We start from the raw sequence: 15548 nt of genomic DNA on the forward strand, positions 1-15548 counted from the left end.
TCGGTTTAGTGGAAGCTGAGTAAGTCGGCAATATCCTGCAATGCTTCCTCAGTCAGCTCCCGATCATCAAAATCACTGACGGTCTTCTCCGTATCGGTTTTGCTGAGGCAGTGTTCCGACAGTTTCAGGAGATAATACCGGCAGCTTTCGGACAGCCGTTCGATCGTACCTTGCCGGAAGCGTTCCGTTTCATAGGAAATGCTGACGGTCATCCGGCCTTTTGCCGCAATCGCGCTGATTTCAAGTGACTGCTCCCGTTTCCATGTATCTGTGACATCATCTCCGCCTCCCAAAGGAGAAAACTGAAACGCGTCAGGCTGTTCCGTTTCTGCCGAATTCCGGCCGGGCGCATCGAATTGTCCGAGATAATTAAAGCTGATCTCCGGTGCTTTCCCGAAAGTCATCCCGGCAAGCTTCGGCGGTGTTAAATATTTGAGGACGCCGTATCCGTTCCCTTTATCCGGAATGCGCCGCAATGTGTCTTTAACGGTTTTCAATGTGCGAATTTCATATTCTTCAAGAGGTTCATAAACTCCGCTCCGGACAAGCACCGGGTAAATGGAAGTGAACCACCCCACTGTCCTGCTGATGTCCGCACCTGCCTGCTCCGATTGGCGTCCGTGTCCTTCAAGGGCGATTTTCAAAGCGTGCCGCGGCGACCACTTTTGAACGGCAAGCACGGCGGAAGCCAACAGCACATCTTGCGTATCCGTATTGTAGGCGCTGTGCACATCTTTCAACAGGGCGTCCGTTTCACTTTCTGTCAGAGTGAAGGATACCGTGTTCCGTTTTTTTGCAGGAGTTTGAGATAGATCTGCCTGCTCGTAAGGAAGACTTTCTGTTTCATAGTGTTCAATCTCCCGCCAATACTCCGCCTGCTGAAGAAGCTGTCTGCTTTCGGCATAATCGGCCAGCTGCTCCGTATATGTTTTGAATGACATGGTTTTCGGAGGGAGTTTGATTTCCTGACCAGAGGCGGCCTGCTCATAAGCAGAAGCCAAGTCTTCCAATAAAATCCGCCATGATATCCCGTCGACAGCGAGATGATGGACGGTCAGAAACAAGTAATCTTCTGCTTCAGAGCGGAACAGCCCCGCCTGTACCAGCGGCCCGTTCTCCAAATCCATGTTTCTCTGAAGGTCTGCGACGCGGCGTTTTATAACACGTTCCTTCTCATGCTCATCGCCTTCCGTTTCTAATATGGTCAGGTTGTAAAGCTGCTCATCTGCGAGGTCAGCCGGTCTGTTGAAGAGGAGAAGACCTTTCTCTTCGTCTTTTTTGCAGACAAGGCGCAAGGCATCATGATGAACGGTAATGGCTTTTAACGTTTTCCTGAGAGCCTCTTCATCTATTGAATTTGTTCTCGTCAGCATGACGGACTGGTTAAAATGATTTGCTTCCTTCATGTCTTGTGTGAAGAACCATTTGTGAACCGGCGACCACTTCACTTCTCCTTCTGCGGGAGCTTGGCTGACCGGCTGCCGCTCTGTACGGACATAAGGAGCCAGCTCTCTAATTGTCGGCCGGCTGAAAATATCTTTTACGGCGATCTGTTTTCCTGCCTGATGTAATCGGGCTGATACTTGCAGGGCTTTGATGGAATCGCCGCCCAGTTCAAAAAATGATTGATCCGCGGCAATGTTTTCAGTTCCGAGCACTTCGCTCCAAATCGCGGAAAGCTCTTTTTCCAAGTCGCTTTCAGGCTCCGTAAATGCCCGTCCGGTGTGCGCTTTTTTCCGCGGCTCAGGAAGCGCGCGGCGGTCAAGCTTCCCGTTCGGTGTGACAGGCAGGGCTTCAAGTGTTTCAAAGAACGCCGGCACCATATAAGCGGGCATTTCATTTCTGAGCGCCTGCTGCACGGTTTCACTTTCTGTTCCTTCTTCTGTCACGATATAAGCGCATAGTTCCGTTTGGCCTGCTGATGCGGACAGAGCGGTAACGGCTGCTTCCTTGACACCTTTTATGCCTGTTAAGGCCGATTCAATTTCTTTCAGTTCCACCCGGTAGCCTCTGATTTTGACTTGCTCGTCCATTCGGCCGATATATTGCAGCGTGCCGTCCGGCAGCCATTTTGCCAGATCGCCCGTGCGGTACATGCGCCGGTTCTTGTGGAACGGATCTTGGACAAAGGCTTGGGCCGTTTGCTTAGGAAGATTGCGGTACCCTCTTGCAAGGCCGGAACCCGAAATGCAAAGTTCTCCCGTTACACCGATCGGCTGCGGGTGATCCCCGTTTAAAATATAAACGTGTGAATGCTCAATCGGACGGCCGATCGTAATGTTCTCACTTTGTTCTATATGTCTTGCCGCTGTAGTGGCGACGCTGTTTTCCGTCGGGCCGTACTCATTGGCAAGCTCCGTGTGAGGACAAACTGATAAACTGCGGCTGATAATGTTTTGGTCGACAGCCTCTCCAGCTAATGTGACAATTCTGAGAGACTCTGCATCCCCCGGCTCCAGTACGTCAAGCAGTGTACGGTACAGTACGGGAACAATGATCATGTGAGTGATGCGGTAAGATGCAAGATAGTGTTTAATGGCAAGAATATCTCTTGCTTCATCTTCAGCTGGAACGGCCGCCTTCGCACCTGAAATCAGCGGTGTGAACATACTTGTTACAAAACCGTCAAAGGAAAATGAAAAAAGCTGAAGAACCGTATCTTTCTCATTCAGATCATAAAATCCGCTTCGCCATTGAAGGGTTTGGCTGACGGAACGATGTTCGACCATAACCCCTTTCGGCCTGCCTGTCGTCCCGGACGTGTAAATGATGTAAGCCAAATCTTCCGGTGCTGATAATGGCTGAACCGGTGATGCGTCTTGTTCTTGGATATCCTCCAGTGCGAGCACTTCACCTTTAAAATGATCAGGCACTTGATCTATTGCGCCGTGTACGGTAAGAAGAAGCGCTGTGCCGCTGTCTGAGATGATATATTGCTTGCGTTCCTCCGGATATTCAGGATCTATCGGGACGTAGGCGCCCCCGGCTTTCCAAACCCCGAAGACTGCCGCGACTTGTTCCGGTGATCTTGGTATCACAATGCCGACGGCGGCATCCGGTCCGATCTGCCGTTTTTGCAGAGCTCTGGCGATTTTATTCGACCATTCATCTAATTCTTTATATGTGACCAACGTTTCCCCGCTGATAAGGGCTGCCGCATCCGGTGTTTTTCGCGCCTGGGTGATGAACAGTTCATGAACTGTTTTTTCAGGCAGCTGTTTATCCGCCGTGCCGTTAAAGTCCGAAAGAATTCGGTCCCGTTCCGGAGCAGTCAGCATGCTGATCGCTTGTATAGAAGTTTCCGGTTCACGGACAATGTGTTCAAGCATCGTCATAAAGTGGGAAGCCCAGCGCTGCATCGTTTCTTTCCGGAATAAAGACGCCGCATATTCAAACAGAAAATGAATCTGTCCCCCGTCTTCAGAAGCCTGCAAAGTGACATCAAATTTGGAAACCGGACGGGACACGTCCGCAGGCTGAATATGCAAACCGTCCAACAGCAGTTCCTCATGCTCCATATTCTGAACGACAAGCATGGCGTCAAACAGCGGATTGCGGCTTGTGTCCCGCTGCACGCCGAGCCGTTCCACCAGCTCTTCAAACGGGTAGTCCTGATGTTCATACGCTTCAAGCGCCGCCTGGCGGACTTCCGCCAAGTAATCGGTAAACCGTTTGTCTCCTTTCGGCTCCGTTCTGATGGCAAGCGTGTTGACGAACATGCCGAGAATCGGTTCAAGGTCTTTGTGCGGACGCCCGGCAATCGGCGAGCCGACGATGATGTCTTCCTGCCCGCTCAACCGCGCGAGCAGCGTATTGTACGCGGCGAGAAGAACCATATACAAAGTGGAGCCGTGATCGCGTGCGATGCGGTGAAGGCCGGATGCCGTGTCAGCGTCAAGCGTGCACGATACGCTGCCGCCCGCAAAGCTTCTGACAGCCGGACGGGGCTTGTCAGCCGGAAGCTCAAGCACCGGAAGCTCTCCTTCGAGCCGTTTTAGCCAATACGCTTCCTGCTTCTGATACCCTTCTTTCTGCTGAAACGACCGCTGCCAGACGGCATAGTCTTTATATTGAAGGCGCATCGGCGCAAGCGAACGGCCTGCGTACAGCTCGCCGAATTCTTTTATCAAGGTGTTGACGGACACACCATCGGAAATAATATGATGCATATCCGTTAATAAAAGATGGCGTTCGTCCGATTCTTTCACGAGGGCCGCACGGAAGAGCGGCGCTTCCTCCAGACAAAACGGCCGGACGAATGCGTCAGCTGACTCGGCCTCATCGAGCTGAAACGGCACGCTGTCATGGATGCGCTGCACCGGTTCGCCGTCAGGCCCCGTTTCAAAGGACGTTCTGAGCGACTCGTGCCGCTCCACAAGCTGCCGGAACGTCTCCTCCAGCCGGACACGGTCAAGCGGGCCCGTCAGTTCTAGCACAGCCGGCATATTGTAGCCGACACCGCCGTCTTCAAGCTGCTGGAGCACATACATCCGTTTCTGCGCTGAAGACACCGGATAAGTGTCCTGTGTTTGCGCCGGCTGAATCGCTTCATACGGGCTCTCTTCCAAGTCCTGAATAACCGAAGCGAGCTCTTCCACCGTCGGCCGGGCGAAGATGTCCTGTAACGGCACCTGAACACCGAACTCCTTGGCGATGCGGGATACGAGAGCCGTCGCTTTTAACGAATGGCCGCCCCGCTCAAAAAAGTGATCCCGGATGCCGACGGGTCCGTTTTTCAGCACCTCTTCCCAAAGGGCGCAAAGCTTCATTTCCGTGACGTTCCGCGGTGCGGTGTACGCCCGTCTGTCTGCCGTTCCGCCGGGAGCCGGCAGCGCGCGGCGGTCAAGCTTTCCGCTCGGCGTGACCGGCCATTCGTTCATCTCTATAAACTGAGCCGGCATCATGTAGGCCGGAAGGCGTGCCGCAAGCTCCGCCCGCACGTCATCGCTTTTTCGTCCTTCAATATAGGCGTAAAGTGCGGTTTCGCCGTGTTCGGTCCGGGCGGTGACTGCCGCCTCACGAATGCCGTCGATGCGCCGGATCGCCGCTTCGATCTCCCCCGGTTCAATCCGGTAGCCGCGGACTTTCACCTGTCCGTCTGACCGGCCGAGCCATTCGACAAGCCCGTCTTCAGTCCAGCGTGCGATATCGCCCGTCTGATACATGCGTTCTCCCGGGTAAAACGGATCATCGAGAAAGCGCTCCTCCGTCAGCTCAGGCCGGTTCAGGTAGCCCCGGGCCACTCCTGTCCCCGCGATATACAGCTCTCCGATACAGCCCGGCGGCAGAAGCTGTCTCTTTTGATTTAAAATATACAGCCGCATGTTATGTCCGGAAATGCCGATCGGAACATTGTGAAATTCCTTTCCTTGCGGCAAATCAAAGTACGCCGCTTCTACCGTCGCTTCCGTCGGACCGTAGGAATTTGTCAATTCCGTTCCCGGCAGAAGGTCATAAAAACGGGAAACCAAGTGTGGGCCCAATTGTTCGCCGCCGGCAAAAACCCTTTTCAAGCAGGTCTTTTTGATCGGCTGTTTTCTGGAATTTATATATTCCAAGAAAGCATGAAGCATAGATGGCACAAAATGAGCTGCCGTTATGCGGTTTTTCTCTAATGCGTTCAGTATCATTTCAGGGTCTTTCTCGCCGCCTTGCGGAAGGAGAAAAACAGAAGCTCCCGCGATCGGCCACCAAAACAGCTCCCAAATCGAAGCATCGAAAGAGTATGATGTTTTATGCAGAATGGTGTCGGAATCCTTTAATCCATAACGCGTTTGCAGCGAGTATAAAAAGTTTACGGCTGACTGATGTTCAACCTGCACGCCTTTTGGGCGTCCCGTAGAACCGGATGTATAGATGATATAAGCCAATGAATCAGGTTTTACCGGAACATTGGGGTTGGCCGCAGCTTCCGGGTTTCCTGTTTGCCCGCTTTTCAGAGAGATCGTTTCTCCCTCAAAAAGATCTGGTGCGAAAAGTTCTGGTTCTGCCAGTAAGAATTTCACGCCGCTGTCTTTCAGTAAAAAGCGAATCCGCTCTTCCGGATAATCCGGATCAATCGGAAGATATGCACCGCCTGCTTTTAAGACAGCGTAAATGCCGATCAGCATGTCAGGAGAACGCCGGCCCATAATGGCAGTTTTATCCTCCAGCCTTATTCCCCGCTTGATCAGCCGGTGCGCAAGCTCATTCGCTCTTTCGTTCAGCTCCTGATACGTAATCGAAATGTCATCAGTTAAAATCGCCGGACGGTCCGGCGTTTTTTCCGCCTGTTGTTCCAGCAGCTCATGAAGAGACTGATGAAGCGGAAACGCTGTTTTCTGCAAGGGGCTGAAAGCGTGAAGCAGAGATACTTCTTCTTTTTCTGACAAAACAGAAATATCGTCTAATTCCAAACCCGGATCAGCTGCGGCGTTTTCGGCAAGTGTCGTGAAAAATTCCGCCCATTTTTGAATCGTTTTTCTCTCAAACAAATCGGTGCTGTATTCAAACTGGCAGTACAATTCACCGGCGTTTTCGGAGATGTACAGCGATAAGTCAAATTTAGAAATCGGCAGGCTGACGTCTGCCGGCTGCAGTTCAAGTCCGGCTGCCCTAAGCTTCTGCTGTTCCATATTTTGCAGCGCAAATGTTGTGTCAAACAGCGGATTTCGGGACATGTCCCGCGGCACACCGAGCTTATCGACGAGCTCTTCTAACGGGTAATCCTGATGTTCGTAAGCCTCAAGCGCTGTTTGGCGAATTTCCTTTAAATATTCTTTGAACGTCATGCTTCCGTCGGGACGCGTCCTGAAAGCGAGCGTATTGACAAACATGCCCAGAACGGCGTCAAGGTCGGCATGAGGCCTTCCTGCAATCGGAGACCCGACAATCATATCTTCCTGTCCGCTTAAACGGGCTAACAGAACCGTGTACACACCGAGCAGCGTCATATAAAGTGTGCATTTGTTTTCTTTCGCCAGCTTTTTCAACTGTGCTGTATGTTTTTCGCTGATGACAAATGACACCCGGTCACCGGAAAAGCTCCGCACCGGGGGACGCGGCTTATCAGCCGGCAATTCAAGCACGGGAATCTCCCCGGCAAGCCGGTTCAGCCAGTATTCCTCTTGTTTCCGATATGCGGCGCCCGCCTTAAATGATTGCTGCCAGACGGCATAATCTTTGTATTGAATCCGTAACGGCGGCAGACTTCTCTCAGCATACAGCTCACTGAATTCACGTATCAAAAGATTGACGGATACGCCGTCTGAAATAATATGATGCATGTCAGCTAAAAGCAGATGCCGGTCTTTTTCTATTTGGACAAATCCCGCCCGGAAAAGAGGCGCTTTGCCGAGATCGAACGGCCGGATAAACGCTTCGGCTGATTGTTCTTTTGTAAATGCAAACGGCACTTCGTCATGAATCCTCTGCACAGGCCGGCCGTTTATTTCTTCAAAGGACGTTCTGAGCGGTTCATGCCGCCGGATCAGCTCCTTGAACACGGCTTCCATCCTGTCTCGGTCAAACGGCCCCTTCACCTCTAAAACGGCTGGAATGTTATAGCTGACACCGCCATTTTCAAGCTGGTGAAGGACATACATCCGTTTTTGAGCGGATGAGACAGGATAAGTTTCTTTTGTTTCTGTCTTTTCTATGGATGCGAACGGATTCTCTTCTGCTTCACCGATGATTTTGGCGAGTTCTTCTACAGTCGGATAGCTGAAGACATCACTCAGCGGGATTTGCACGCTGCACTCTTTAGCTATTTTTGCAACGAGTGCCGTCGCCTTTAATGAATGGCCGCCAAGCTCGAAAAAGTGATCGTGAACGCCGATCGGGCCGGTTTGAAGCACTTCTTCCCATATGCGGGTAAGCTTCAGTTCGGTCACATTCCGGGGAGCTGTATATCGACGGCCCGCTGCGTACGCCGAAGCTTCCGGAAGGGCCCGCTGATCGACTTTGCCGTTCGCAGTGAGCGGAATCGCGTCAACGAAAGCCCATTTGACCGGAATCATATAATCAGGTAGCTCTTTGGCCAAATCACTTCGCAGCTGAGAAGGATCAGTCGCTTGTGAGACGCTGCAGTAGGCGCATAATTCATTTTCGCCCGACTCATTTGTTTGAATCAGCACGGCAGCTTCTTTCACGGCATGATGATTTGCCAGGACGGTTTCAATTTCCTTCGGTTCAATCCGGTACCCTCTGATCTTCACTTGATCATCTGTCCGGCCGATGTATTCCATTTGGCCGTCTGCACGCAGTCTTGCCAAATCTCCGGTCCGGTACATGACGGCGCCCTTTCTGAACGGATCCGGCAAAAATTTCTCTTCGGTCAGCGCCGGATTGTTCACATAGCCTCTTCCTGTATTCACTCCGGAAATATACAATTCTCCCGCAATTCCGAGAGGCTGAAGCTGTCTGTTTTTGCTGAGAATATACATCTTGTTATGATGGATCGGTTTCCCGATCGGCGGATGTTCAGGTATGTCATCTCCCGCAGAAATCGTATACGTTGAAACCACGTGGGTTTCTGACGGGCCGTAATGATTATGCAGCTGCATACCGTGTAAACGGAGCGTCTGCCTGAACAAACGTGAGATAGTCAGCTGCTCCCCGGCCGTAATGACATGCTTCACACAGCGGGGAAAAGACTGTGCATAACCTTCTTCATTGAAAAGCATCTTGACAAACGCAGTCGGGAAAAACACCACTTCCGTTTTGTGCTGATCGATAAACGAATACAGCTGAGAAACATCCCGTTTGATAGATTCGGGCACGATACAAAGGGTGCCGCCGCTCAAGAGTACTGAAAATAACTCCTGATAGCAGACGTCAAACGCCAAAGATGCGTACTGCAGCACATTTGTGCAAAAATCAATGTCTGTGTTCGTCAATTGGTCAGAAAGAAGGTTGGCCATATTTTTATGTTCGAGCAGCACGCCCTTCGGTTTCCCTGTCGTACCGGATGTATAAATCATATAAAGGAGGTCGTCCGCCGTATTAATGGATTGCACATTGCTTCCGTCCGCTTCCGTCCCGGCCTCTTCTATATATGTAACCTGCAGCGTTAGTTCCGCGGGGAGTGACTGATGCCGCTCTGTTACAACATGGATGCAGCCGCTGTTTTCAATAACATATCGGATACGCTCCTTTGGACTGCCGGGATCTATCGGGACAAAGGCGCCGCCTGCTTTTAAAATACCGAGAACGGCCGCCGCTAAAGAAGGGGAACGGCCGAGCATGACGCCTACCGGCTCCTCCCGCTTTAATCCGCGTTTTTGCAGCAGACGGGCCAGCTTATTAGCTGATTCATTCAGCTCTTTGTACGTCACTGACCCGCCTTCATACCGGATCGCGATTTGATCCGGCGTTTGTGCGGCCTGCCGTTCAAACATCGCATGAATCGTGTCATACTCAGGCTTTTCAGTTTCTTCAGAAATCTGAGCAAGCAGCTGCTCTTTTTCCTCAGGAGTGATGATTACAAGCTTATCCGGCGTGATATCAGGTTTGTCGAGAATCTGGGAAACGATATGTGTCAAATGACCTTTGATATTTTCGATAAATTGGCGGTCATACACGCTTGAATCGTATCTCATTTTCAAATGAATCTCGTCACCCGGCGCCACCATAAGATAAAAACTGTAATTGGTTTCGTCTTCCATGCTGAAATCATGGATGTGAAAAAGGTCTTTCGTGTCCCCCTTGCTGTTCAGTACATCAAGCTCCTGTTCAACCGGATAATTCTCAAAGACGAGAATATGGTCAATTAAGCCTTGTTTTACCTGTGAATTCGCCTGTATATCATAAAGCGGATGATAGCTGTATGCCTGTCCTTTCAAAGCGTCCTTTTGCACGTTTTTGATCAGCTTTTGAAACGGGATATCCGCCCCGCTGATCCGGACAGGCACGGTATTAATGAACAGGCCGATCATTCGCTCGATGCCTTCGATTTCAGACGGCCTTCCGGAAATAACAGAACCAAAAACCGCATCTTCTGTCTGGTTATACGCCTGAAGCAAAATGCCCCAGAGCGTGTGGAAAATGGTGCTCAGCGTGACCTCTTCTTTCACGGCCAGATCTTTCAGCTTAGCCGTGTCCTCTTTTGAAAAGGAAAACGTCACTTCCTCTTGTCTGCTTTCGCCGGCTTTTTTCTGCTTCGGCAGAACAGTCTGCTGCTCAAAGCCTTCAAGGTATCGCTCCCAGTACGAAGCGGCTTTTTCTTTATCTTGCTCCATCAGCCACTTGATGTAGGTCCCGTACGGCACAGCAGGCTCAAGCGTTAACGGTGTCCGGCGAAGCCGCGAGGCGTATATCTGGAAGAACTCTTTCAGCACGATCCCGAGACACCAGCCATCCATAATAATGTGATGAAAACTCCAAATGCACGTATATTCACATTCTCCGGTTTGAAGCAGCGTCACCCGCATCAGCATGTCTTTTTGCAGGTGAAATCCTTTCTTTCGGTCTCTTCGTTTGGCTTCTTCAATATGCTTGATTTGATCAGCCTTGTTTAAATTGGTGAGATTTTCCTCAATGATGCTGACGTTCCGCTCTTTTAATACGACCTGCTGCGGCACTGACACGTTCTGGCTGATAAAGATCGTTCTGAAAATATCATGTCTTTCGAAAAGGGCATGAACGCTCTCTTCAAACACGCGGGTGTCAACCTTCCCTGTTATTGAAAAGGAGGCCTGCTCGGCGTAAGCCTGTGATTCCTTTTGCAGGAGGGAATGAAAAAGCATTCCTTCCTGCATATAAGACAGCGGATAAATATCCTGAATTGCATTCTTTTTTGTCATGTTATAATCTCCCCGTCGCCTTTTTCTACAGTTCCTCGACAAAACTCGCTATGCTGTCCAAATCATCAGATGTTAACGTTTTGCTGCTAAAATCACTAACGGTTTTTTCTGCTTCCTCTTTGCCTGTGCAGTGCGCCATAATATCACGCAAATATTGCTGTAAAGTTTGCAGCAGCTGTTCCATCGTTTCTTTGCGGAAGCGGCTCGGCGGATAGCTCAAACTGAAGTGCAGTTTATGTTGTGCAGCCATCGCGCTCATTTCCACCGCTTGTTCCCGCTGCCATGTCGGCGTGATGTCGTGTCCGCTCGCAAGACCGGATAAACTGAATGTGTGCTGATCTTCTGTATCATTGAATTGCCCTAAATAGTTAAAGCTGATTTCAGGCGCTTGTCTGAAGCGGATTGTTTTTTGTTCAGATGGTGTCATGTATTTTAAAATGCCGTAGCCTATTCCTTTATCCGGTATTCTTCCGAGTGTGTCTTTGACCGTTTTTACAGCCGTTCCAAGCTCAGCGCCTGCTGTGTTCAAGTCAATGAGCACCGGGTACATGGAGGTAAACCAGCCTACGGTGCGGCTGATGTCGAGCTCCGGCATGATGTGCTCTCTCCCGTGCCCTTCCATCGCGATGCGCAGTCTGCCGCCCCCTGTCCAGTCCCGTAAAGCCAAAGCAGCGGCAGTCAGAAGAATATCTTGCGTATCGGTATGGTAGGCCCGGTTGACCTGCTGAAGCAAAACGGACGTTTCTTCTTCTGTAAGCGTAAAGCTTACCGTTTGCCGAACGCTGTCGGCTCCCGTCTGATACTGCGGTTTTTCATAAGGAAGTTCGGCGGCTGTTTCTTCTTCAATAAAACGCCAATATTCTTCTTCACGCATCAGCTTGCTGCTTTTTGCGTATTCTGAAAGCCTTACGGCGTATTGCTTAAACGAATCGGTCTTTGGCGGAAGCTGGACCGGCTGACCTTTTACGGCTTGAGTGTAAGCGGCAGATAAATCCTCCAGCAGAATACGCCATGACACTCCGTCAACCGCCAGGTGATGTACGGTGATGAATAAATAATCCCCTGACCGGGTTTTGAACCAGCCGGCTTTTAATAACGGTCCTTTTTCAATATCCATCCGCTGTTGGAGCGCAGCCACTTCATCTTCTATTTCTCTTTCCCAAGTATCTGTCTCAGACAGATCCCAAATGTCCAAGCTGTACAGTTCATCTTTTTGAATACCGTGATTGATTTGTCTGATACTTTCGTTTTCTGAACTGACGGTGATACGGAGTGCATCATGATGAATGACAAGATGCTCCAAGGCTTGTTTGAGCGGCTGTTTATGCAATGCGTCAGAGCTGAACATCATGACGGACTGATTGAAATGATTTCTGTTTTCCATCCGCTGTGATAAAAACCAGTGCTGAACGGGTGTCCAAGGTATGTCTCCTTCCACCGGCCGCTGATCGATGACTCTTTCCGCTTTCCGGATAAGAGGCGCGAGTTCCTTAATGGACGGATGCCGGAATAAGTCACTTGCCGTCATTTTCCACCCGTAGCGTCCGAGCCGTGCGGCAACTTGCAGCGCTTTGATTGAATCGCCGCCCAACTCAAAAAATGAGTCTTCAATCCCGACTTGTTTTGTGCCGAGCACTTCCTGCCAGATCACGGAAAGCTGTTCTTCAAGCTCATTGCGGGGAGCTGTGTATGCGGTTTGAAGCGCGAGCTCCGGTTCGGGCAGATTTTTCCGATCCAATTTACCGTTCGGCGTAAGCGGCAGCTTCTCAAGTTCCATCATATAGGCCGGAACCATGTAATTCGGCAGTTGCTTAGAAAGTGAAGAACGCACTTTTTCTGTATCCATGTCCGCCTGCAGACTCATATATGCGATCAGTTCTTTATTGCCGGACTGCCCGGTTCTGACTGACACGGCAGCTTCTTTCACGCCGTCCAGGCTCCTTAGTGCGGCTTCAATCTCTCCCAGCTCGACCCGATAACCGCGGATTTTCACTTGATCATCCATCCGTCCGGCATATTCAATCGTTCCGTCCGGCAGCCAGCGGGCTAAATCCCCGGTGCGGTACATCCGTTCTCCGGGAACAAAAGGATTAGGGACAAATTTTTCTTCCGTCAGCTCAGGGCGGCCGAAATATCCTCTTGCCACACCGTCTCCGCCTGTGCATAATTCACCGATGACGCCGATCGGCTGCGGTGTTCCCCTGCTGTTTATGATATATGCGGTTGAATTTCCGACAGGGCGGCCGATCGGGATTGAATGATCGTATGATTGTTCAATCAAAAAGCAAGTCGAGAACGTCGTGTTTTCAGTCGGCCCGTATCCATTCCATACCGAGAGATACGGCAGCGCATTCCGAACCCGGTTTACATGACTTGGGGACAGTGCTTCCCCGCCGATAATCAATCGGGATAATCCGGAAAACACGTATTCATTTTGTTCTGATAGATGATTGAACAAAGACGATGTCAGCCACAGTGTCGTAATGCCGTTTTGCTGTATAAATGTTTCCAGAACATCAGAGTCGAGATAGGTTTCCTGGTCACTTACATATAAAGAAGCGCCGTTTAAAAGCGGACCGAATATTTCAAATGTCGTTACATCAAATCCTAATGATGAAGTAAACAACAGTCTGTCTTCCGGCGTAAAATCAATATAATTGCTGTTTTTCACAAGGCGGATCACGCTTCGCTGTTCAATCATGACGCCTTTTGGCGCACCTGTTGACCCGGACGTATAAATCATGTAGGCCAACGATTCAGGTCCGCCGAGCGGTTCGGGATTTTCCGAACTCAAGCCGGCCTTTGTTTGAATATCCTCTATGAATAAACGTTTTCCTGAAAGCGGCAGACCGTCAAGTTTATCAGATTGGAGAAGAATATCAGCTTTACAGTCTTTAAGCATCCATTCACCCCGTTCCCGAGGCACATCGTCACCGATAGGCAAGTAGGCGCCTCCCGCTTTTAATATTCCGAGGATTCCGGAAGCAAGCTCTGTTGTGCGTCCGGTTAATAAGGCGACAACACTTTCCGGACCGACGCCATTTGATCGGAGAGCCGCCGCTATTCTGTTAGCCCGTTCGTTCAGCTCACGGTATGTCAAGATTTGTCCATCATAAACAACTGCCCGGGCATCGGGGGTTTCTTCAGCCTGACGCTCAAATAAACGGCTGATGGTTTCGTGTCTTGGGTAATCGCTTTTCGTCTGATTAAACTGATAAATGACGCGATTTGTTTCAGCATCATCCAGTACGTGAATGTCACCAAGCGGTATTGTTTGGTCTTCAATTACTTTTGTAAGAATTCGGGTAAAGTAAGAAAGCCATTTTTCGATTGTCTGTTTTTGATAGATATCTGTATTGAATTCAAAATCAAAGCTGATGGAACCGTCAGACCCTTCCGCCGCGTAAAGCGTGGCATCAAACTTTGCGGTTTTATGACTTGTACCCGCAGCTTGAGTCAAATGCAGCTCATTTAAATTCAGGGATTCACGCTCCATATTTTGGAGCACAAACATCACGTCAAACAGCGGATTACGGCTTGTGTCCCGCTGCACGCCGAGCCGTTCCACCAGCTCTTCAAACGGATAGTCCTGATGTTCATACGCTTCCAGTGCGGCCTGGCGGACTTCCGCCAAATAATCGGTAAACCGTTTGTCCCCCTTCGGCTCCGTTCTGATGGCCAGCGTGTTGACGAACATGCCGAGAATCGGTTCAAGGTCTTTGTGCGGACGCCCGGCAATCGGCGAGCCGACGATGATGTCTTCCTGCCCGCTCAATCGCGCGAGTAACGTATTGTACGCGGCGAGAAGAACCATATACAAAGTGGAGCCGTGATCCCGGGCGATGCGGTGAAGGCCGGATGCCGTTTCAGCGTCAAGCGTGCACGATACGCTGCCGCCCGCAAAGCTTCTGACAGCCGGACGGGGCTTGTCAGCCGGAAGCTCAAGCACCGGAAGCTCTCCTTCGAGCCGTTTCAGCCAATAGTCTTCCTGTTTCTGATACCCTTCTTTCTCCTGAAACGACCGCTGCCAGACGGCATAGTCTTTATATTGAAGGCGCATCGGCGCAAGCGAACGGCCTGCGTACAGCTCGCCGAATTCTTTTATCAAGGTGTTGACGGACACACCATCGGAAATAATATGATGCATATCCGTTAATAAAAGATGGCGTTCGTCCGATTCTTTCACGAGGGCCGCACGGAAGAGCGGCGCTTCCTCCAGACAAAACGGCCGGACGAATGCGTCAGCTGACTCTGCCTCATCGAGCTGAAACGGTACGCTGTCATGGATGCGCTGCACCGGTTCGCCGTCAGGCCCCGTTTCAAAGGACGTTCTGAGCGACTCGTGCCGCTCCACAAGCTGCCGGAACGTCTCCTCCAGCCGGCTGCGGTCAAGCGGGCCCGTCAGTTCCAGCACAGCCGGCATATTGTAGCCAACACCGCCGTCTTCAAGCTGTTGGAGCACATACATCCGTTTCTGCGCCGAAGACACCGGGTAGGTATCTTGTGTTTGCGCAGGCTGAATCGCTTCATACGGGCTCTTTTCCAAGTCCTGAATAACCGAAGCGAGCTCTTCCACCGTCGGCCGGGCGAAGATGTCCTGTAACGGCACCTGAACACCGAATTCTTTGGCGATGCGGGAGACGAGAGCCGTCGCTTTTAACGAATGGCCGCCCCGCTCAAAAAAGTGATCCCGGATGCCGACGGGTCCGTTTTTCAGCACCTCTTCCCAAAGGGCGCAAAGCTTCATTTCCGTGACGTTCCGCGGGG

The 15548-nt window shown here is 50.8% G+C and carries 2 protein-coding genes; both read right to left on the bottom strand.

The genetic code is table 11. The features are described from left to right. Nucleotides 1-5 precede the first annotated feature (5 nt). Nucleotides 6-10781 (bottom strand): amino acid adenylation domain-containing protein, encoded by a 10776-nt coding sequence (locus ACWJJX_RS04895; RefSeq protein ID WP_454022784.1) that lies wholly within the window; start codon nt 10779-10781, stop codon nt 6-8. 25 nt (nt 10782-10806) lie between these two features. Next, nucleotides 10807-15548 (bottom strand): amino acid adenylation domain-containing protein (locus ACWJJX_RS04900; protein WP_454022785.1); only part of this gene is annotated, 4742 nt, incomplete at its 5' end.

This window comes from Bacillus sp. YH3-2-B2, from assembly GCF_053663335.1.

What these genes read in the sequence shown, in the direction of transcription:
- ACWJJX_RS04895 (WP_454022784.1), bottom strand. Translation starts at nt 10,781, where the DNA reads ATGACAAAAAAGAATGCAATTCAGGATATTTATCCGCTGTCTTATATG.